18 protein-coding genes are annotated in these 20,741 nt (G+C 71.4%); 14 read left to right on the top strand and 4 right to left on the bottom strand.

Annotated elements, in window-relative coordinates:
• Both VQ02_RS38460 and VQ02_RS31495 read left to right on the top strand, forming a co-directional pair.
• A partial coding sequence (locus VQ02_RS38460; protein ID WP_048448205.1) for an ATP-binding protein occupies nucleotides 1-720 on the top strand: 720 nt, incomplete at its 5' end.
• 114 nt (nucleotides 721-834) lie between these two features.
• Nucleotides 835-1,875, top strand: coding sequence for a PAS domain-containing protein (locus VQ02_RS31495; protein ID WP_048448204.1), 1,041 nt, complete (start codon nucleotides 835-837; stop codon nucleotides 1,873-1,875).
• A gap of 156 nt (nucleotides 1,876-2,031) precedes the next feature.
• Here VQ02_RS31495 and VQ02_RS31490 read toward each other — a convergent pair whose 3' ends face one another.
• The gene (locus tag VQ02_RS31490) at nucleotides 2,032-2,298 is read right to left on the bottom strand and encodes a hypothetical protein (RefSeq protein ID WP_048448203.1); all 267 of its coding nucleotides are present in this window, start codon (nucleotides 2,296-2,298) and stop codon (nucleotides 2,032-2,034) included.
• A gap of 152 nt (nucleotides 2,299-2,450) precedes the next feature.
• Here VQ02_RS31490 and VQ02_RS37730 point away from each other — a divergent pair, with 152 nt between their 5' ends.
• The 11 genes from VQ02_RS37730 to VQ02_RS31440 all read left to right on the top strand — a co-directional run bounded on the left by VQ02_RS37730 (nucleotide 2,451) and on the right by VQ02_RS31440 (nucleotide 14,853).
• Nucleotides 2,451-2,588 (top strand): hypothetical protein, encoded by a 138-nt coding sequence (locus VQ02_RS37730; protein ID WP_157080889.1) that lies wholly within the window; start codon nucleotides 2,451-2,453, stop codon nucleotides 2,586-2,588.
• A 167-nt stretch (nucleotides 2,589-2,755) separates the two neighbouring features.
• Nucleotides 2,756-4,000, top strand: coding sequence for an ABC transporter substrate-binding protein (locus tag VQ02_RS31485; RefSeq protein ID WP_048448202.1), 1,245 nt, complete (start codon nucleotides 2,756-2,758; stop codon nucleotides 3,998-4,000).
• Between the two features lie 30 nt (nucleotides 4,001-4,030).
• Nucleotides 4,031-5,917: an ABC transporter permease gene (locus VQ02_RS31480; protein ID WP_048448201.1), complete on the top strand. Its 1,887-nt coding sequence runs from the start codon at nucleotides 4,031-4,033 to the stop codon at nucleotides 5,915-5,917.
• Nucleotides 5,914-6,696, top strand: coding sequence for an ABC transporter ATP-binding protein (locus VQ02_RS31475; RefSeq protein WP_048448200.1), 783 nt, complete (start codon nucleotides 5,914-5,916; stop codon nucleotides 6,694-6,696). The genes VQ02_RS31480 and VQ02_RS31475 overlap by 4 nt, the downstream gene beginning before the upstream one ends.
• Nucleotides 6,696-7,424 carry an ABC transporter ATP-binding protein gene (locus VQ02_RS31470; RefSeq protein WP_048448199.1) on the top strand — a complete coding sequence of 243 codons (729 nt, stop codon included), beginning with the start codon at nucleotides 6,696-6,698 and terminating at the stop codon, nucleotides 7,422-7,424. The genes VQ02_RS31475 and VQ02_RS31470 overlap by 1 nt, the downstream gene beginning before the upstream one ends.
• A gap of 265 nt (nucleotides 7,425-7,689) precedes the next feature.
• A complete protein-coding gene (locus VQ02_RS31465) occupies nucleotides 7,690-9,726 on the top strand; it encodes a hydantoinase/oxoprolinase family protein (protein WP_048448198.1) in 2,037 nt (678 codons plus the stop codon).
• The gene (locus tag VQ02_RS31460) at nucleotides 9,723-11,426 is read left to right on the top strand and encodes a hydantoinase B/oxoprolinase family protein (RefSeq protein WP_048448197.1); all 1,704 of its coding nucleotides are present in this window, start codon (nucleotides 9,723-9,725) and stop codon (nucleotides 11,424-11,426) included. Before VQ02_RS31465 ends, VQ02_RS31460 begins: the two co-directional genes overlap by 4 nt.
• Entirely contained in the window at nucleotides 11,423-12,949 is a 1,527-nt protein-coding gene (locus VQ02_RS31455) for a 6-hydroxynicotinate reductase (protein WP_048448196.1), read from the top strand. The genes VQ02_RS31460 and VQ02_RS31455 overlap by 4 nt, the downstream gene beginning before the upstream one ends.
• Nucleotides 12,946-13,419 carry a MarR family winged helix-turn-helix transcriptional regulator gene (locus VQ02_RS31450; RefSeq protein WP_048448195.1) on the top strand — a complete coding sequence of 158 codons (474 nt, stop codon included), beginning with the start codon at nucleotides 12,946-12,948 and terminating at the stop codon, nucleotides 13,417-13,419. Before VQ02_RS31455 ends, VQ02_RS31450 begins: the two co-directional genes overlap by 4 nt.
• A gap of 4 nt (nucleotides 13,420-13,423) precedes the next feature.
• The gene (locus VQ02_RS31445; RefSeq protein WP_048448194.1) at nucleotides 13,424-14,278 is read left to right on the top strand and encodes a UPF0280 family protein; all 855 of its coding nucleotides are present in this window, start codon (nucleotides 13,424-13,426) and stop codon (nucleotides 14,276-14,278) included.
• Nucleotides 14,275-14,853, top strand: a complete 579-nt coding sequence (locus VQ02_RS31440) for an amino acid synthesis family protein (RefSeq protein WP_048448193.1) — start codon at nucleotides 14,275-14,277, stop codon at nucleotides 14,851-14,853. The genes VQ02_RS31445 and VQ02_RS31440 overlap by 4 nt, the downstream gene beginning before the upstream one ends.
• Before the next feature lie 469 nt (nucleotides 14,854-15,322).
• Here VQ02_RS31440 and VQ02_RS31435 read toward each other — a convergent pair whose 3' ends face one another.
• The 3 genes from VQ02_RS31435 to VQ02_RS38835 form a co-directional block, all read right to left on the bottom strand.
• The gene (locus VQ02_RS31435; RefSeq protein WP_048448192.1) at nucleotides 15,323-17,365 is read right to left on the bottom strand and encodes a YgiQ family radical SAM protein; all 2,043 of its coding nucleotides are present in this window, start codon (nucleotides 17,363-17,365) and stop codon (nucleotides 15,323-15,325) included.
• A 255-nt stretch (nucleotides 17,366-17,620) separates the two neighbouring features.
• Nucleotides 17,621-18,214, bottom strand: coding sequence for a lanthionine synthetase C family protein (locus VQ02_RS40140; protein ID WP_083469556.1), 594 nt, complete (start codon nucleotides 18,212-18,214; stop codon nucleotides 17,621-17,623).
• A 50-nt stretch (nucleotides 18,215-18,264) separates the two neighbouring features.
• Nucleotides 18,265-19,740, bottom strand: a complete 1,476-nt coding sequence (locus VQ02_RS38835; RefSeq protein ID WP_053080625.1) for a GGDEF domain-containing protein — start codon at nucleotides 19,738-19,740, stop codon at nucleotides 18,265-18,267.
• Nucleotides 19,741-20,292: 552 nt separating this feature from the next.
• On the opposite strand from VQ02_RS38835, the gene VQ02_RS31420 reads away from it, so the two are divergent.
• A partial coding sequence (locus VQ02_RS31420; protein WP_048448191.1) for a 2Fe-2S iron-sulfur cluster-binding protein occupies nucleotides 20,293-20,741 on the top strand: 449 nt, incomplete at its 3' end.

Here is a 20,741-nt window from a genome sequence, read left to right as displayed (position 1 = left end):
CTCGCCGACCTGCCGGACGGCACCAGCCAGATCGGCAACGCCCAAAAGCTCGCTGCCGACATGGCGAACCAGCTGCTGGCCGCGGTCGCCACCAACCCGCTGCTGCGGGTCGAGGGCGCGGTGCTCGATCCCGCCCGCCTGTTTCACGGCGCCGATCCGGCCCGCACCCGGATCTCGGTGATCAACCTGTCGGGCCTCGCCTCCGAGGCGGCGCGGGAAGATTTCGTCAACCGGCTGCAGATGACGCTGTTCGGCTGGATCAAGAAGCACCCCTCCCCGCGGGGGATGCTCTACGTGGTCGACGAGGCGCAGACCTTCCTGCCCTCGCAGCGCACGCCGCCGAGCCTCGGCAGCGGCATCAAGCTGGTGGCGCAGGGGCGCAAGTACGGCCTCGGGATGATCGTGGCGACGCAGGTGCCGCGGGGCATCCACAACCAGGTCGTCTCGAACTGCACGACGCAGTTCTTCGGCCGCCAGAGCGCGCCGGCCACCATCGCGGCGGCGCAGGAGATCATGGCGGCGAGCGGCGGGTCGGCGCCGGATATCGGCCGGCTCGGGGCGGGGGAGTTCTACTTCGCCACCGAGGGCTCGGGCAGGCCCGCCAAGATGCGCACCCCCCTCTGCCTCAGCCATCATCCGGCGAACCCGCCGACGCCCGAGCAGGTCGTCGCCCAAGCGAGGCGCTCCGCCGCCCTGACGGCCGGCGCGGCGGAGGCCTGAGCCCGGCGGGCCGGCCACCGGGCCGGTCCGCCTAACCGTGATGCCGCACGCCTCGGCTTGCGTCGGCGGCAGGAGGTCCCACCTTGCAGGAAAGGGATTCTTCACCGCCGCCGCATGGATGCTGCCGATCTCAAATCCTTATCCGAGGTCTTTCGGCACACCATCGAGGAACGCGGTCTGGCGGGCGGCTGGTCCTGGTCCCTCGCCTCGGGCGCGCAGCGCTGGTCATGGGGCTTCTTCCGGCTCCTCGGCCTGGATCCGCATCACGTCACCGCCAGCTACGACCTGTTCGTCGCCCTGCTGCATCCGGACGACCGAGGTCGGCTGGCGAGCGCGGGCGACGTCCTGCAGGGCCACGTCACGCCGTCCGCGCTCGTCCGGCTGATCCGACCGAGCGGAGAGCTGCGCGTCCTGTCCGTCCTGTCCGAGCTCCACGTCTCGCCGGAGGGCCGGCCGCTCTCCCTGACCGGGGCCGCCCTCGACGTCACCGACCGCGAGCTACTGAGGCAGGTGCAGGCCGCGGAGAGCCGCCGCCGCCAGGCGCTCTACCTGACGTCCTACGCGACGACCTACACGGTCGGAACCGACCGCATGCACGACTTCCCCCTCGCAGTGTCGCAGGTGCACGGCCTCTCCCCGCAGGAGATCAGCCTCAATCCCTTCGCCATGATCGTGCCCGAGGAACGCGCGGCGTTCCGCGACCGGGCGATGCAGGTCCACGCCCCGCAGGTACGCTTCCAGGGCACGGCGCGCGAGCGGCTCGCCAACGGCGAGGTCTGGCATTTCCGCATCATCGGCGTCCCGCTCTGGGACGAGACCGGACGCTATCTCGGCCGGGCCGGGATGAAGTACCCGGTTCACGAATCGGGAGCGGCCATCCACGCGGGCGGCGTTCCCGGGGATGAGCAGGTTCGCCACGCCCTGGAGCAGGCCGTGCAGGCGCACCACCTGCGGGCGGCGCGGGGCCTGCTCGACTGGTCGATGGCGCAGCTCGCCGAGGCCAGCGGCCTGTCGCTCTCGACGGTGCGGCGCCTCGAGGAGAATACCGAGGCGCAGGGTGCCCGGTCCCGCCACAAGGCCGTGGCGGCCCTGCGCCGGGCCGGCATCCGCTTCATCGCGATGGACGACGGCACGCTGGCGGTGGCCAAGTCCTGAGCAGTTCGAGTCCTGACCCGCCCCGGACGCTCCGGCCGGGACCCGATCGCGTCTCGATCGATCCCGGTGTGCGGGACGGTATCCGGCGGTTCTCCGACCGGCCCCGCGGTGGCCGCCCGGAACGGGCGGGGCTTGCCCCCGCCCGCGGCGGCGGGCTCAGCGACCCCGGTTGGCCGGGCTCGTCGCCGCGGCGTTGCCGCCGCTGTGGCTCGGCAGGTCGTCGGTGCGGGCGGCGGTGCCCGGCGCGGCCGGAGCCACGGTTCCGGTGGTCAGGTCACGGCCCGGCATGCCCTTCTCGGCGTTGCTCTTCACGCTGCCGGGATTGTTCATGTTGTTCTCGGCCGAGCCGGGAACGCCGGTCTGCGCGAGGGCGGCGCCCGTGAGGGCGAATGTGGCGGCGAGGGCGAGCACGGTCGTACGCATAGGGGCTTCCTTCTCCGAGGTGTCGTTGGGGCGGCAACGCACGGCAGCGCGGCCAAGCTCCCGATTTTCCACGGCGGACCCGGCTTGCCGACCCGGCGGTATGTTCCTATTTTGTTCTCGTCGCGAGAGGCACGAAGCATGGGAGAACGGCGATGCAGCAGGCACCGGAGCGGGACGAGGACGCGGCCGAGACCGCGCGCATCGAGCAGGCGGCCTGGGTCGCCGCGATGATCGAGGCGGAGCGGGAGCGCGCCCTCGACGTCTGGCTCGCCCGCGAGGCCGGCCTCTGACGCACGCCCCTGCCGCGCGACCCTGCGCGTTTCGGCGACAGATGCCGCCTTGATTTTCCTCAGACGCGGCCCTTGCGTCCCGGCTCAGGCCAAGTATCGTTCGCTTACGAACGAGTTTGCTTCCCGTCCGCCGATAGTCGCGCCGGGATCGGCCGGAGGTTCGCGCCATGTCGACCCGCGACGAGACGTTCTCCCTCATGTCCCGCCGCGCCGTCATCGGCGGGCTCGCCGCGGCCCCTCTCGGCCTTGCGGCCTCCCGGGCGGCGGCGCAGGGGTCCGGGCCGATCCGGATCGGCGAGCTGAACTCCTACGGCCGCATGGCCGCCTTCGCGGTCCCCTACCGCAATGCCATGCAGCTCGCGCAGGACGCCGTCAACAAGGCCGGCGGCATCAAGGCGCTGGGCGGGCGGCCGATCGAGATCGTCTTCCGCGACGACGGCTCGACGCCGGGCGACGCCACCCGGGTCGCCGAGGAGCTCCTGACGCGCGAGAACGTCGCCTTCCTCTGCGGCACCTTCCTGTCCAACGTCGGCCTTGCGGTGGCGGATCTCGCCAACCAGCGCAAGGCGCTCTTCCTCGCCACCGAGCCGCTGACCGACGCGCTGACCATGGGCAGCGGCAACCGCTACACCTTCCGGGTGCGGCCCAACACCTACATGCAGACCCGGATGCTGGTGGAGGCGGTGAAGGACCGCGGCATCAAGCGCTGGGCGATCGTGGCGCCGAACTACGAGTACGGCCAGTCGGCCGCCGCCAACTTCAAGCGCCTGATGACGGCCGCGGTGCCGGGCTTCGAGGTGGTGGGCGAGCAGTTCCCGGCGCTCGGCAAGGTCGATGCCGGCGCCACCGTCGGCGCCCTGTCGCAGATGAAGGCGGACGGCCTGTTCAACGTGCTGTTCGGCGCCGACCTCACGGCCTTCGTGCGCGAGGGCAACACCCGCGGGCTGTTCGAGAAGCGCACCGTCGCGAGCCTGCTCACCGGCGAGCCCGAGTACATGATCCCGCTCGGCGACGAGACGCCGGAGGGCTGGATCACCACCGGCTACCCGTGGGAGACGATCGAGGGCAACGGCCACAAGGAGTTCGTCACCGCCTACCGGGCCCGTTTCAACGACACGCCGCGCCTCGGCTCGCTGCTGGGCTACGTCGTCGTCGGGATGATCCGCGACATGCTGGAGAAGGCGGGCTCGACCGACACCGAGGCGATGATCGCGGCGCTGGAGGGCCTGACCTCCCAGACCATCGCCGGCCCGGTGACGATGCGGGCGCTCGACCACCAGTCGACGCTGGGTGCCTGGATCGGCGAGACGGCGCTCAACGGCCGCCAGGGCACGATGAGACAAGTCCGCTACGCCGACGGGGCCGACTACATGTTCCCCGAGGCCGAGGTGAAGGCGGCCCGCAAGGCCTGACCCCCTGAAACGCGCCCGAGCGGAGGCCCCATGGACCCGTCCTTCCTCGTCCTCCAGGCGCTCTCCGGGCTCGCCAGCGCCTCGTCGCTGTTCGTGATCGCCTCCGGGCTGACGATCGTGTTCGGCGTCACCCGGATCGTGAACTTCGCCCACGGCTCGTTCTACATGCTGGGGGCCTACATCGCGGTCACGCTCGTGCCGCGGCTCCTCGACCTGTCCTACTCGCCGGCGGCGTTCTTCCTCGGGGTGCTGCTCTCGGCCCTCCTCGTCGGGCTGATCGGCGTCGCGGTCGAGGTGCTGCTGCTGCGCCGCATCTACCGGGTGCCGGAGCTGTTCCAGCTGCTCGCGACCTTCGGCGTGGTGCTGATCGTCGAGGACCTGGTGCTCAAGATCTGGGGCCCGGTCGACATCGCCGGCCCGCGCGCGCCCTCGCTGCGCCACGGCGTCGAGATCCTCGGGCAGCGCTTCCCGGCCTACGAGCTGGTCCTGATCGCGGTCGGTCCCCTGGTGCTGGGCCTCCTCTGGCTCCTCATGCACCGCACCCGCTTCGGCGTGCTGATCCGCGCCGCGACCCAGGACCGCGAGATGGTCGGCGCGCTCGGCGTCAACCAGGCGCGGCTCTTCACACTGACGCTCTTTCTCGGCGCCAGCCTCGCCGGCCTGGGCGGGGCGCTCCAGATCCCGCGCGTCCCGGCCAACGCCCACATGGACCTCTCGATCATCACCGACGCCTTCGTGGTCACGGTGATCGGCGGCATGGGCTCGGTGCCCGGCGCCTTCGTGGCCGCCCTCTTGATCGGCCAGCTCCAGGCCTTCGGCATCCTGATCTTCCCGAAGGTGACGCTGGTCCTGGTCTTCGCCCTGATGGCGGTGGTGCTGGTGGTCAAGCCCTGGGGCCTGTTCGGGCGGCCGGAGGCCGCCTCGGGCCGGGTGATGCCGCCGGAGGGGATCCCGTCCCTGCGCCGCTTCCGCCCGGCGGACGTCGCGCTCGCCGGCCTCGCGGCGGCGGCGCTCCTGGCGGTGCCGCTGCTGGGCGACGCCTACAAGGTCAAGGTCGCGACCGAGATCCTGATCTTCGCCCTCGCCGCCTTCTCGCTGCAGTTCCTGGTCGGGGTCGGCGGCCTCGTCTCCTTCGGGCACGCGGCCTATTTCGGCCTCGGCGCCTACGCCGCCGGCCTCCTCGTCACCGGGCCGCTCAAGGCGCCGATGGAACTGGCGCTGCTGGCAGCGCCTCTCGCCGCCGCCGCCGGCGCGGCCCTGTTCGGCTTCTTCATCGTGCGGCTGTCGGGCATCTACCTGGCGATGCTGACGCTCGCCTTCGGACAGATCGTCTACGCGATCTGCTTCCAGTGGGTCGAGGTGACGGGCGGCGACAACGGCGTCGTCGGGGTCTGGCCCTCATCGTGGGCGTCGGGGCGCATCACCTACTTCTATCTCGTCGCCGCCCTGTCGCTGACCGCCATCGTGCTGCTGCGCCGGGTGATCTACGCGCCCTTCGGCTACTCCCTGCGGGCGGCCCGCGACTCCGCCACCCGGGCCGAGGCGATCGGCCTCGACGTGCGCACCCATCGCTGGCTCGGCTTCACCCTAGCGGGGGCGGCGGCCGGGCTCGCCGGCGGGCTCTACGCCTTCCTGAAGGGCTCGATCGACCCGACGCTGACCGGCATCCCGCTCTCGATCGACTTCCTGGTGATGGTGCTGGTCGGCGGCATCCAGACCGTGATGGGTCCCCTCGTCGGTGCCGCCTTCTTCCACGCCCTCAAGGACGCGGTGATGCCGCTGACCGAGTTCTGGCGCCTGCTGCTCGGGATCGCGATCATCGCCACGGTGCTGGCCTTCCCGCGGGGCCTCGCGGGCGCCGCAGAGGCGATCCGCGGACGGACCGTCGCGCGCAAGCCGGTGGAGGCCTCGGCATGACCCTGCTGGTGGTCGAAGGCCTGACCAAGCGCTTCGGAGGCGTCGCCGCCGCCAAGGACGTGTCGTTCTCTCTGGGCGCCGGCGAGATGCTGGCGATCATCGGCCCGAACGGGGCCGGCAAGTCCACCACCTTCAACATGGTCGGCGGCCAGCTGAAGCCCGATTCCGGCACCATCACCCTCGACGGGCGCTCGATCGCCGGCCTGCCGGCCCGGGCGATCTGGAAGAGCGGCGTCGGGCGCACCTTCCAGGTGGCCCAGACCTTCGTGTCGATGACGGTGGCCGAGAACGTGCAGATGGCGCTCCTCTCGCACCACGGCCGCACCCGCAGCCTGTTCGCCGACGCCCGCGCCCTCTACCGCGACGAGGCGCTCGGCCTCCTCGCCGGCGTCGGCATGCGGGGCGACGCCGAGAGGCCGGTCTCGGAACTGGCCTACGGCGACGTGAAGCGGGTCGAGCTCGCGGTGGCCCTCGCCTCGCGCCCGAAGCTGCTGCTGATGGACGAGCCCACCGCCGGCATGGCGCCGCGGGAGCGCGGCGGCCTGATGGCGCTCACCGCCGAGGTCGCGCGGACGAACCGCATCGGGGTCCTCTACACCGAGCACGACATGGAGGCGGTGTTCGCCCACGCCGATCGGGTGCTGGTGCTGGTGCGCGGCGAGATCATCGCCGCCGGCACGCCGGAGGAGATCCGGGCCAACCCGCGGGTCAAGCAGGTCTATCTCGGCGAGGCCGGGACAGCGGCCGCCATGCGGGCGCGCCGGAAGGCGGTGGCGTGATGCGGGAGCCCCGTCACGAGACCCCGCTCCTGGACGTCTCCGGCCTCACGGCGGCCTACGGCCGGGCCCAGGTGCTGTTCGGCGTCACCCTGACGCTCCGGCCCGGCGAGGTCGTGGCGCTGATGGGCCGCAACGGCGCCGGCAAGTCGACGACGCTGAAGGCCATCATGGGCGTGCTGCCGCCGACGGGCGGCACGGTCTGGTTCGAGGGCCAGGCGGTCACCGGCTGGGAGCCGTTTCGCGTCGCCCGTCGCGGCCTCGGCTACGTGCCGGAGGAGCGGCGCATCTTCACCGACCTGACGGTGGCCGAGAACCTCGAGGTCGGCCGCAAGGTGCCGGCCGACGGGCGCGCGGCCTGGACGCCCGAGAAGCTCTTCTCGATCTTCCCCAACCTCGCCGAGATGCGCGGCCGCCGCGCCGCCGCGATGTCGGGCGGCGAGCAGCAGATGCTCACCATCGCCCGCACCCTGATGGGCAACCCCCACGCGGTGCTGCTCGACGAGCCGTCGGAGGGCCTCGCCCCCGTCATCGTCGAGCAGATGGCCGACGCGGTGCTCAGGATGAAGCGCGAGGGCATCGCGGTTCTGCTCTCCGAGCAGAACCTGAGCTTCGCCGGCGCGGTCTCAGACCGGGCCTACGTGATCGAGAAGGGCGCGATCCACTTCGAGGGCACGATGGCGGCGCTCGAGGCGGACGAGGCGGTGCGGGAGGCGTACCTGACGGTGTGAGGGCAGAGGCATATACGACTCACCCCTTTCCCGGACGACTGGAGCGTCAGCGGAAGGAGATCCGGGATCCAGGAGAGACGTGCCGCGAAGCGGCTCTGATTGTGCAACGTTGCAGGCATAAGGACGCTTCGCGACTTTTCATGCTGGATCCCGGATCTCCTTTCGCTGACGCTCCAGTCGTCCGGGAAAGGGGAGAGCCAAGACAAGCCGGCCGTGAGGCTGCGGCCCCAGGCAACCGTTCGTAGGCGAATGATCGAGGTGTGACGTGAGACGCGTGGCGGGCATCGATGTCGGCGGCACCTTCACCGACCTTCTCCTGACGGAGGCGGATTCCACCGGCGTGCGGGTGCGCCTCGCCAAGGTGCCGACCACGGTCCGCAACCAGGCCGAGGGCGTGCTGGCGGCGATCCACGCCGCCGCGGTGGCGCCCGCCGACCTCGACCTCGTCATCCACGGCACCACCGCCACCACCAACGCGGTGCTGGAGCGCAAGACGGCGAAAGTCGGGCTCATCACCACGCAAGGGTTTCGCGACGTGCTCGAACTCGGGCGCCGCACCCGGCCGAAGGCCTACGGCCTGTTCGGCACCTTCGAGCCGCTGATCCCCCGCGAATTGCGCCGCGAGGTGCCCGAGCGCGTGATGGCGGACGGCGCGGTGCGCACGCCCCTCGACGAGGCCGCGGTCGCGGAGGCGGTGCGGGCGCTGCTGGACGAGGGCTGCGAGGCCCTGGTGATCCACTTCCTGCACGCCTACGCCAACCCGGAGCACGAGCTGCGGGCCGGTGCCATCGCCCGCGGCTTGTGGCCCAATTCCTACGTCACCCTCGGCCACGCCCTCCTGTCGGAGTTCCGCGAGTACGAGCGCGGCACCACCGCCTCGGTCAACGCCGCGGTGCAACCGATCCTCGACCGCTACGTCCGCCGCCTGCAGGACGACCTGCGCGCCCAGGGCTTCTCCCGCGACCTGCTGGTGATGAACGGCAACGGCGGCACCGTGCCGGCGGGCCTCGTCGTCGAGGCGGCGGCCAAGACCGTGATGTCGGGCCCGGCCTCCGGGGTGATGGCAGCCGCCGCCACCTTGGGCCAGTCGGGGCTCAAGAACGCCATCACGTACGACATGGGCGGCACCTCGACCGACGTGGCGCTGATCGCCGGCGGCGTGCCGGAGGTCTCGGCGGAGCTGACCATCGATTACGGGCTGCCGATCCACCTGCCGATGGTCGACGTCCACACGGTCGGGGCCGGCGGCGGCTCGATCGCCTCGGTGAACCGCGCCGGCATGCTCCAGGTCGGGCCGGAGAGCGCCGGCTCGGAGCCCGGCCCGATCGGCTACGGCCGCGGCGGCACCCGCCCGACCATCACCGACGCCAACCTCGTCCTCGGCCGGCTCGACCCGGCCCGGCTCACCGCCGTGCGCGAGGGCGTCGCGATCGCGGCGATCCGGGCGGCCTTCGAGCGCGACCTCGCGGGGCCGCTCGGCATGAGCGTCGAGGAGGCCGCCGAGGCGGTGATCCGGCTCGGCAACGTCCACATGACCGGGGCGATCCGCATGGTGTCCCTGTCGCGCGGCTACGACCCGCGCGACTTCGTGCTGTTCGCCTTCGGGGGCGCCGGGCCGCTCCACGCCGTAGCGCTGGCTCGCGAGCTCGGCATCCCGGAGGTGCTGGTGCCGGCCCGCCCCGGCCTCACCAACGCGCTGGGCTGCCTCGTCGCCGACCTGCGCCAGGACCGCGTCCGCACCCTCAACCGCCCCCTCGACGGGCTCGACATGGCGGACCTCCGGAGCGTGCTGGAGGAGCAGGCCGCGGACGCGCTCGCGATGGTGGCCGAGGAGCAGGCGGAGATCGAGGAGACCACGGTCACCTACGGCGCCGACATGCAGTTCCGCGGCCAGACGCACCTGATCCGCGTCACCCTGCCCTCTCCGGACGTCGACCGCGAGACGCTGCAGGCCCTGTTCGAGGCGGCCTATTTCCGGCGCTTCCAGGTCCGGCTGCCGGAGATCCGGGCGGTGGTGGTCAACCTCGTCACCTCGGTGATCGGGCGCCGCAGACCCTTCCCCCTGGCCGCCCTCATCGACCCGGAGGGACGCGGCGATCTCGACGGCGCGCGCCTCGGCACGCGGCCGGTCTACGCCGACGGGGCCTGGCACGAGGCCGCGATCTTCTCCCGCGAAGCCCTTCCCCTCGGCGCCGAGATACCCGGGCCCGCGGTGATCCAGCAGATCGACGCCACCACGGTGATCGAGCCCGGCGCCGTGGCGCGGGTCGACGCCATCGGCAACCTGAGGATTCGTGCATGAGCGCCCTCGGAACGAGCCAGCTCGACGCCCTGACGCTGGCGGTGATCCAGGCCGGGTTGCAGCAGGTCTGCAACGAGATGGACATCGCCTTCTCGCGCTCGGCCTTCTCGCCGGTGATCGCCGAGGCCGACGACCGCTCGGACGGGATCTACGACCGCGACACCGGCGCGCTGATCGCCCAGGGCGAGTACGGCCTGCCGGTGTTCGTCGGCACGATGCAGTACTCGACCGGCGAGCTGATCCGGCTGATCCGCGAGGGCCGGGTCGGGGCACCTGAGCCCGGCGACATCTACATCGTCAACGATCCCTATCTCGGCGGCACGCATCTGATGGACGTGCGGTTCGTGAAGCCGGTCTTCGTCGACGGCGCGCTGTTCTGCTGGCTCCAGAATACCGGGCACTGGCCCGACATCGGCGGCATGGTGCCGGGCGGCTTCTCGGCCCACGCGACGGAGGTCGAGCAGGAAGGATTGCGCCTGCCGCCGGTCAAGCTGTTCAAGCGCGGCGCGATGGATCCCGAAATCTTCTCGATCATCGCCTCGAACATCCGGGTCGCCGACCAGCGCATCGGCGACATCAAGGCCCAGGCCGCGGCCCTGATGGTGGGGGAGAGCCGGCTGACCGACCTCCTCGACAAGTACGGCCGCGAGACCCTCGACGCGGCGGTCAAGGAGATCCGCGCCCGCTCGGCCGAGCGGATGCGGGCGGAGATCCGCCAGATCCCGGACGGGACCTACGCGTCGGAGGCCTTCGTCGATTCCGACGGGGTGGTGGATGAGCCCCTGCGCATCGCCCTTGCGGTCACGAAGGCCGGCGATCGCCTCACCTTCGACTTCGCGGGCTCGTCGCCGCCCTGCCGCGGCCCGATGAACTCGGTGGTGGCGACGACCTATTCCTCGGTCTACCTCGCGGTGAAGCACGTCTTCCCGGACGTGCCGATCAATGCCGGCACCTTCGAGCCGCTGACGATCGTCCGGCCGGAGGGCACGTTCCTCGACGCGCGCTATCCCCGGCCGGTCTCGGGCTGCGCCGCCGAGGTGAGCCAGCGGATCGCCGAAGCGGTGTTCCTGGCCCTCGTCCAGGCGATCCCCGACAAGGTCACGGCGGCGCCCGCCGGTACCTCGGGCAACTTCGCGCTGGGCGGCTTCGATCCGGCGAAGAACGCGCCTTACGTGATGTACCAGATCACCGGCGGCGGCTACGGCGGCAACGCCGCCCATGACGGGCTCTCGAACGGCTGCTCGACCATCGGCATCTCCAAGACCGCGCCGGTCGAGGTGATGGAGCAGTACTATCCCGTCCTCTTCCGCCGCTTCGCCTTGCGCGAGGGCTCGGGCGGGGCAGGCAGCCATCGGGGCGGCTTCGGCGTCCACTACGAGGTGGAGCTCCTGCGCGGCGAGGCCCGGGCCTCGTTCGTGATGGATCACGGCCGCTTCGGCCCGCCGGGGGTGCGCGGCGGGGCCGCCGGGGCGCCGAACGTGGTGCGCATCCACCGCGGGGGTGAGACGGTCACGCCGCCCCACCTGTCGAAGGACCAGAACATCGCGATCCAGGCCGGCGACCGGGTCGAGGTGATGACGCCGGGCGGCGGCGGCTACGGCGCGCCGTCCGAGCGCGACCCCGCCCTCGTCGCCCGCGACCTGCGCCGGGGCTACTACCGGGCGGACGAGGCCGAGAGCCTGTGGGGGAGCCAGCCATGAGCGTCGAGACCCTCAGCACGGAAGCGCGCTCGAAGAAGTTCGGCGCCCAGGAGGCCGACGGCATCGTGCGCTGCGACGCCTGCCCGGTCCTGTGCCGGATCCGGCCCGGCCGCTCGGGCGCCTGCTCGCGCTACGCCAACGCCGACGGCCACCTCGTGCGCACCGACCCGGTCGTGCTGCTGCACGACGCGGCGGAGGCAGGCCAGAAGCTGGTCCCGTTCGGGGCGGCGGAGTGGGACGGGCGGGCGCTCGATCCCTCGCGCACCTTCGTCACCGGCATCGGCGCGGGCACCACCTACCCGGACTACAAGCCCGCCCCCTTCATCGTGGCGAGCGAGCATGAGGGCGTCGAGACCGTCACGGTCGTGACCGAGGGCATCTTCAGCTATTGCGGCGTCAAGGTGAAGATCGACACCGACCGCCATCTCGGCCCCGAGCGCGCCGCCGTGCGGGTGAACGGCGAGGAGGTCGGCCACGTCACCACCGCCGAATACGGCTCGCAGATGCTCTCGGTCGGCGGCGTGCGCCACCTCACCGGCGGCTCGAAGAAGGAGGGCACCGTCACCTGCGAGGCGCTGCTGCGCCTCTGCGCGGGCGACGCGGTGACGATGACGATCGACGGCGGCCACGAGGTCGTGGTCCAGGCGGGCCGCGCCCCGATCGTCGACGGCACGCCGGAGCAGCGGATGCGCGTCGGCTGCGGCTCGGCGACCGTCGGCATCTTCGCCCGCCAGTGGCTCGGCCACGCCGACGAGGTGATCGTTGTCGACGACCACATCACCGGCGTGCTCACCGAGCACCAGGCCGGAAAGGTGCTCGGGATGCGTCCGGCGGGCATCCGGGTGAAGGGCCGCCGCTCGACGCCCGGGCGCTACTTCCAGGTCGCCAACCCCGGGATCGGCTGGGGCGGCACCGACATCGCCGATCCGCTGGCGATCATCCAGGCGATCGACCCGGCCACCGCCTGGCCGGGCATGCGCCTGCTGATGACCTCGACCACCGGCGAGCACGCCCTCTGGCTCGTCCTCGACGAGAACCTGAAGCCTGTCCCGGCCGAGATGCCGGCCCCGGTGCGCGGGGTGGTCGACCGCATCGGCGAGAATTGCGAGCCCTCGCTCTGCACCGTCCTGTTCATGGCCGGCGCCGGCGGCAGCCTGCGGGCCGGCGTCACCGAGAACCCGGTGCTCCTCACCCGCTCGGTCGCGGCCGGCGAGACGAAGGTGACGATGGGCGGCGCGCCGGTCACGGTCTGGCCCGGCGGCGGCATCACGGTGATGGCCGACGTGACCCGCCTGCCGAAGAACGCCTTCGGCTCGGTGCCGACGCCGGCGATCGTCGCCCCGATCGAGTTCACCCTGCCGCGGGACCTCTACAGCCGCCTCGGCGGCCACGACGGCGACGTGGTGGCGATGGCGGATGTCCTGCGCGAGGTCGGGCCCGCAGCCCGGATCGACCCCTGGCGCCCCGGCCATCCCTGGCCGGCCGGCGAGGTCGTCGGGCTCGCGCCCGGAGAGCCGGCATGAACGCTCCCCATCTGCGCACGGCGACGCGGAGCGGCGAGATCGACGCCGAGGCTCTGCGCCTCTACCGGGTCGAGGACCAGATCGGCTACCTGATCCGGCGGGCGCACCAGCGCGCCTCGTCGATCTTCGAGACGGTGATGCGGGACTTCTCCGTCACGCCGGTGCAGTTCGCCGTGATGTGCAAGCTCCACGACCTCGGGCCGACCTCGCAGAACCAGGTCGGGCGGCACGTCGGGGTCGATCCCGCGACGATGTTCGGCGTCGCCCGGCGGCTGGCCGCCCGCGGCCTGGTGCGGCCGACGGCGGATGTGGCCGATGCCCGCCTGGTGCTGCTGGCCCTCACCGAGGAGGGGGTTCGCGTGATCCAGGCGATGAAGAGCCGCGGCGCCGAGGTGACGGCCCGCACCCTCGATCCCCTCTCCCCGGCGGAGGCGGCCGAGCTGGTCCGCCTCATCGCCCGGCTGGGCTAGCCCCGTGGAGGGCCCGGCGGTCCAGGTCCTGGCCGACGGACGGCTGCACCTGCAGCACGGGCCGATCGACCTGGTGCTGCGCGCCTACGGGGCCGAGGGCGCGGTGGCCGAGGCGCACCGGGCGGCGGTCGCGCGGTTCTCAACGGTGCTCCCCGAGCTCGTCGGCGAGCTCTCCGAGCTGCGCCGGCCGATGAGCGCGCGGCCTCGGGTGGACGGAGCGGTCGCCCGCCGGATGGTGGCGGCGTGCCGGCCGCACCAGGCGTTCATCACCCCGATGGCCGCGGTGGCGGGCGCGGTGGCGGACGAGATCCTCGACGCGATGCGCGCGGTCGCCTCCCTCGACAAGGCCTTCGTCAACGACGGCGGCGACATCGCCCTGCACCTCACGGAGGGCGAGACCCTGGCGGTCGGCGTCGCGGCGGACTTCTCCCGTGGCCCGGTCCCGGCGCTCAACGGCCGGGTGATCCTGGCCTACGCGGACGGCATCGGCGGCATCGCCACCTCGGGGCGGCAGGGGCGCTCGTTGTCTCTTGGCCTCGCCGATTCGGTGACGGTGCTCGCCCGCGACGCCGCCGCGGCGGATGCCGCCGCGACCCTGATCGCCAACGCGGTCGACCTGCCCGATCACCCGGGCGTGCGGCGTACCCCCGCCACCGACCTCGACCCGGATTCCGACCTCGGCGACAAGCTCGTCACCGTCGCGGTCCCGGCGCTCGCGCCCGACGCGATCGCCGCCGCGCTCGAGGCCGGGCGGCGGCGGGCGGCGACGATGCGCGAGGCCGGCCTGATCCGCTCCGCCGCCCTGATGCTCCAGGGCCGCACCGTCGTGCTCGAAGAAAGAAGGGAGATCCGCCCATGATCGAGGTCCGCAAGATCGTCGTCACCGTCGAGGAGGTCCGCCACGACGGCGGCCCCGTCCTCAGCCAGCCCATCCTCAAGGGATCGGTCGCCTGCGTGCTGAAGAACCCCTTCGCCGGGCGCTACGAGGCCGACATCACCCCGATGATGGAGGCGCTCAAGCCGCTGGGCGTCGAGTGCGCCCGCAAGCTCCTCGATGCGCTCGGCGGCGATCCGGGCCGGATCGAGGCCTACGGCAAGGGCTCGCTCGTGGGCGCGGCCGGCGAGCTGGAGCATGGGGCCCTGTGGCACGTGCCCGGCGGCTACGCCATGCGCGAGCTGCTCGGCCAGGCCCTCGCGATCGTGCCGTCGATGACCAAGGTCGGGGGCCTCGGCGCCTCCCTCGATGTGCCGATCCACCACAAGGACGCGGCCTACGTGCGCTCCCACTTCGACGGCGTCACCGTAGCGGTGGCGGACGCGCCGAAGGCCGACGAGATCCTGTTCGCCCTCGCGATGACCACCGGCGGGCGTCCGCACGCCCGGGTCGGGGGGCTGGCCAAGGACGCGATCGCGAAGTGGGACGGGCAGCGCTGAGGGAGGCGCTTGCAGCCAGGGGGCTCACTCGGTCCGGCCGGGCGGCCGATGGGCGCGGACCGCTCGGCCGGGAGCGAAAGACCGGACGATGCGGCTCCAGGTTTCGATCGGCCGCATCGTCCGACGAGCCGGCCACCACTTCGCGGGACAATGCTCCCGGATCGGACCCCGAGCTGCTTGATCGTACGATGGGCCGCCGAGGGTGGTGAGCTGTCGGACGACATCCGATCGATTGCTTCTGGCGACCGCTGCGCGGCCGCGTTCGCAATGCGGGTGTCGGCTTCGCTCAGGCGTGCGAGCAAAGCCTTGCGCCGCCGAACGAGTCCGTTCGACGGCGCGGCGGCATCATACGACTCCCGCTTGATCTGTCCGAATAAAGTATAGCGCGTCCCCCTTCTCTCGTGCGGGAGAGGAGATCCCGCGATTTTCCGGTTTTAGAACAGATCAGGCGGAAGAACGCATGTAATCATCACTTCCTCAACGGCACGCCCTTCGTGGTGAACCGCTGCCCGCCGCCCGTGGAGCGCATGGGTCGCGGCTGGCCCCGCCCCTTGCCTGCGCCCAAACCTGTTCCCGGCGGCTGCGAGAACGGCACGAGCTGGTCCGGCCTCGGCCCGATGAGATCGGCGCGGCCCATTTCCCTGAGCGCCTCGCGGAGAAGCGGCCAGTTCTCGGGGTCGTGGTAGCGCAGGAACGCCTTGTGCAGCCGGCGCTGCCGCAGCCCCTTGATCGCCTCGACCGGCTCGCTGGCGCCGCGCCGCACGCCCCGCAGGGGGTTGACCTCGGTGTGGTACATCGCCGTGGCGGTCGCCATCGGCGAGGGCAGGAAGGTCTGCACCTGGTCGGCGCGATAGTCGTTCTTCTTGAGCCAGAGCGCGAGGTGCATCATGTCCTCGTCGGTCGTGCCCGGATGCGCCGCGATGAAGTACGGGATCAGGTAATACTTCTTGCCCGCCTCCTTGGCGGCGGCGTCGAACATCTCCTTGAAGCGGTCGTAGGTGCCGATCCCAGGCTTCATCATCTTGTCGAGGGGCCCGCGCTCGGTGTGCTCGGGCGCGATCTTCAGACGGCCGCCGACGTGATGAGTCACGAGCTCCTTGACGTATTCCGGGCTCCGGACCGCGAGGTCGTAGCGCACGCCGGAGGCGACCATCACCTTCTTGACGCCCTTCACCTCGCGGACCTTGCGGTAGAGCCGGATCAGGTCGTCGTGCGAGGTGTTCAGGTTGGGGCAGATGTCCGGGAAGACGCAGGACGGCAGGCGGCACGCCGCCTCGATCTTCGGGTCCTTGCAGGCCATCCGGTACATGTTGGCGGTCGGCCCGCCGACATCCGAGATCACGCCGGTGAAGCCCGGCGTCTTGTCGCGGATCCGCTCGATCTCGCGCAGGATCGAGCCCTCCGAGCGGTTCTGGATGACGCGGCCCTCGTGCTCGGTGATCGAGCAGAAGGTGCAGCCGCCGAAGCAGCCGCGCATGATCGTCACCGAGAACTTGATCATGTCCCAGGCGGGGATCTTCGCGTCGCCGTAGGACGGATGGGGGGCGCGGGCGTAGGGCAGGTCGTAGACCGCGTCCATCTCGTCGCTGGAGAGCGGGATCGGCGGTGGGTTCAGCCACAGGTCCCGGTCGCCGTGGCGCTGGACGAGCGGGCGCGCGTTGCCGGGATTGGCCTCCCGGTGCAGCACCCGCGAGGCGCGGGCATAGGCCTCCTTGTCGTCCTTGACCTCATCGTAGGCGGGCAGCCGGATCACGGTCTCGCCGGGCTTGCGGGCGGCGGCCTCGTCGGCGGAATCGAGGTCGTCGGCGGGCAGCTCGGTGTAATGCTCGGGCACCCGGCGGAACAGGGCGACGCCCCGGATCGAGTCGAGTTCGTGCGGCGCCTCGCCGGCGGCCATGCGGTTCGCCACCTCGACCACGGCGCGCTCGGCGTTGCCGTAGATGAGCAGGTCGGCCTTGGCGTCCGCCAGGATCGAGCGGCGGACCTTGTCGGACCAGTAATCGTAGTGGGCGATGCGGCGCAGCGACGCCTCGATGCCGCCGAGCACGACCGGCACGTCCTTGTAGGCCTCGCGGCAGCGCTGCGTGTAGACGATGGTCGAGCGGTCCGGCCGCTTTCCGCCCTCGCCGCCGGCCGTGTAGGCGTCGTCGTGGCGCAGGCGGCGGTCGGCGGTGTAGCGGTTGACCATCGAGTCGAGGTTGCCGCCGGTGACGCCGAAGAACAGGGTCGGCCGGCCGAGCACCTTGAACGGCTCTGCCGACTGCCAGTCGGGCTGCGCGATGATGCCGACCCGGAACCCCTGCGCCTCGAGCAGCCGGCCGATGATGGCCATGCCGAAGCTCGGGTGATCGACGTAGGCGTCGCCCGTCACCAGCACGATGTCGCAGGCGTCCCACCCGAGCGCCGCCATCTCGGCGCGACTCATCGGCAGGAACGGCGCCGCCTTTCCGCCAGGCGGCAACGCGCAGGCGAGGGGAGCCACGGATCGTTCGGCGGGAGCTTGGAGGTCCATGGCGGCGATGCATAAGCCGCTCAGACCGCGAGATCAACGAATGACAAGCGGAGCGGCAGTCATCCCTGTATCCGAGCGGCTGAGCTTTGCGTCCGGGCTGCGCCGGAGGCGGAACTCGGGCGCGAGCCGGGAAGCATTCCGTTGTGTGCCAGGAGCCGGCCTTGAACTGTTGGGCATGAGGAGCTCTTGGGACATGAGGAAATCTTGGGGCATGAGCCGCCCCCTCGGCCCTTCGCAGACGTTGAGGAGGTCTGCTTACAACACGTCTATCGTCGGAAACGTCGCGTCCTCAACGAGGCATGCCCGCAGATAGAGGGCTGTGCCGATGTCGCCTGTCCATAAGGAGTAGCGACCACGCCCGAGGGCCGCACGAGCGGCCTCCACCTGTTCCACAGCGACCATAGCAAAGGCCCGAGCACGCTCGAGCCAAAGGGGATTGCCAGTGCGGGCGAACAGCTTGAGGAACGCGTATCCGTTCCCCGCCGTCCCATGGCAGAGGCTCGCCCCTTTTGTGAGCGGGCCAGCCGACCAGATGCATTCGCCGCCGTCGATGAGCAGACGGTCGAAGGCTGGAGACGCGAAGGGGGCGTTCGCAAGCGCAGTGACGATGCCCGGAGCCCCGTGACAGTGCTGGCAGAGTCCGGCTGGACCGGAACGCGGAAGAACTGTGGGCCAGTTGATGCCACCGGGCACAGGAATGGCCGACATCGCGAGGGTGCGCGGGACGCGGTCCGCGAGCATCGCTCGCTGTTCGGTACTCAACCAATCCCAGCCCTTCACCAGTGCGAGGACATTACCAGCAAACCCGTGTACGGCGCTGAGGTAGCGGATCCGCGTCCATAGAGGCACCGATCAACGCTGCGACACGCTCAGGACCGCGCATCGGCCCGTCGGCGGGATCAAGCCGCCTCGTCGTCCCTCGACCGAGAGGCCATCCTCACCGCGTCTCCCCGGCTCGCGCCGCCCCGCTCCGGCACTGCCGCGTCCAGCCGGGGCGCGAGGCTCGCCTCGACGCGGTTGCGGCCGTTGCGCTTGCAGCGGTAGAGGGCGGCGTCCGCCCGGGCGACCAGGCCGTCGGTGCTCTCGCCCGGGGCCAGGGTGGCGACGCCGAACGAGCAGGTGCGGGTGCCGACCTCGGGCAGGTCCGTCGTCTCGACGCGCTGGCGCAGGCGCTCGGCCAGGGCGGTGGCTCCCGCGAGGTCCGTGCCCGGGCAGACCAGCATGAACTCCTCGCCGCCCCAGCGGCCGAGGGTGTCGGTGGGCCGCACGGCGTCGCGCAGCAGGGCCGCGAAGGCGACCAGCACCTCGTCGCCGACCTTGTGGCCGTGCCGGTCGTTGACGGATTTGAAGTTGTCGACGTCGCCGAGGATCAGCGAGAGCGGGGCGTCGTTCCGCTCGGCCCGCTCCGCCTCCTCGGCCAGGGCCTCGTCGAGCTTGCGCCGGTTGAACAGGCCGGTGAGCAGGTCGGTATGGGCCAGGGCCTCGAGGTCGCGGGTGCGCTCGGCGATGCGGTCCTTCAGCGTCGCGTTCATCTCGCGCAGGTCGCGCATCAGGGCGGCGTTCTCCTCGAAGGACCGCCGCAGCCGGGCGCGCATGGTGTTGAGCGCGTCGGCGAGCGCGTGCAGCTCGTGCCGGCCTCCCGCCTCGATCACCAGCGGCGGCGCTCCCAGCGTGTCGGCGTCGATCCGGGCCAGGTAGTCGCGGATCTGCGTCAGCGGCCGGCCCACGATGGTGCGGATCACGGCGTAGAAGATGAACCACAGCATCAGCGACTTGATCGCCGAGTTGATCAGGATCACGTACAGGGTGTTCTTGACCTGCTCGATCGCGATGCTGTCGTCGGAATGGACGGTCCAGGATCCGACCGGGTAGATCCGGCCGTTCCCGTCGGTGTGGACGAGGGCGAAGGTGCGGCTGAACGGGGCGCCGAAGCTCCGGAGCACGGGCCGGAACGCGTCTCCCGGCCCGACCTGCCGGACCTCGCCGGAGGCTTCCGTGAGCGTGCCGACCGCCTGGACGCGCTGGCCGGCCTCGTCGCGGACCTCGACCCCGACTACGGCCGGGATCTCGCGCATCCCCGCCAGGATGCCGCGCAGCACCTCGGCGTTGTAGCGCCACATCGCATCCTCGATGCCGGGGCTGAAGGTGCGCTGGAGCGCCGCCACGTCCTCCTGCAGGCGATGGCTCGCCGCTCGGTAGGCGACGAGCATCTGCACCGCCGTGAGGCCGACCGCCACCACGATGTAGCAGCCGAAGATCACCCGCATCAGCCGGACCGCGAGGGCGCGGTCCTGGGCCGGCGGACGGTGCTCTGAGGCCCCGCGACGGAAGGACGCCCGGAGGAAGCCGAGGAACGTCATGGTCCTGAGCGCCATCCCTTCGAGCGAGGATCGTGGGCCGATGCGGCGGCCGGGCGGCGCACGACGCCATGGACAGGGGTCGAGACGGCCGTGGCGGGCTGCAGGAGACGACCTCCCTTCCTCATGTCTCTCCCCGGGACGCCTGCCGAGCTATGTTGTGATAGCCTCGGAGCTGACATTCAAGATCCAGTTAATCGCAGGCAACACGAGATCATAGCAATAAAATCCTAACCCATGCTTATCGGGCGATCGGCGCCTGAGCCGGGCACTTCTGCGGCAGGAACCGGACGAAGCGCCGGCCTCGTCCCCGCCGCGGCCCGGATGGCGCCGCGCGATCTTGCCTGCTTCCTTCGTCGGAACGCCGCGCGGGCTCAAGTGATTTCCGCCGTCAGGTCAGATTGCCCGGTGGGGGCCCGCCCGGGCAGGCCGCGGCGCGGCTGCATCGCGTCGCGCCCCGTCGCTGCGCGGGATCCGGAGGCCATGTGGCTGCATTCACTGCGCGGGTGCGGGCCACCGGCCCGAGCCCGCGCGACGCGAACCCGCCAGCCCCGAACCGGAGAGATATCGATGGCCGGACCATCCGCCACCGCGGCCCTCGCCGCCCTGCCGAAGGCCGCGGCCGCCACCCCCGCCGGCCGCGGAGCCGACGGGCCGGTCACGGCCCACGTGGCCTTCACGGTCAACGGCGCGCGGCGCGAGCTCGAGCTCGACCTGCGCACCAGCCTGCTCGACGCGATGCGCGAGCACCTGCGCCTGACCGGCTCGAAGAAGGGCTGCGACCACGGCCAGTGCGGCGCCTGCACGGTGCTGGTGAACGGACGGCGGATCAATTCCTGCCTGACGCTGGCGGTGATGCACGAGGGCGACGAGATCCGGACCATCGAGGGGCTGGCGGAGGGCGACGCGCTCCACCCGCTCCAGGCCGCCTTCGTCAAGCACGACGGGTTCCAGTGCGGCTACTGCACGCCAGGCCAGATCTGCTCGGCCGCCGGGATGCTAGCCGAGGCCCAGGCCGG

This window comes from Methylobacterium variabile, assembly GCF_001043975.1.
GTDB lineage: Bacteria > Pseudomonadota > Alphaproteobacteria > Rhizobiales > Beijerinckiaceae > Methylobacterium > Methylobacterium variabile.
The sequence above is the reverse complement of the archived record's forward strand: the minus strand, read 5'-3'. Positions and strand labels throughout refer to the sequence as shown.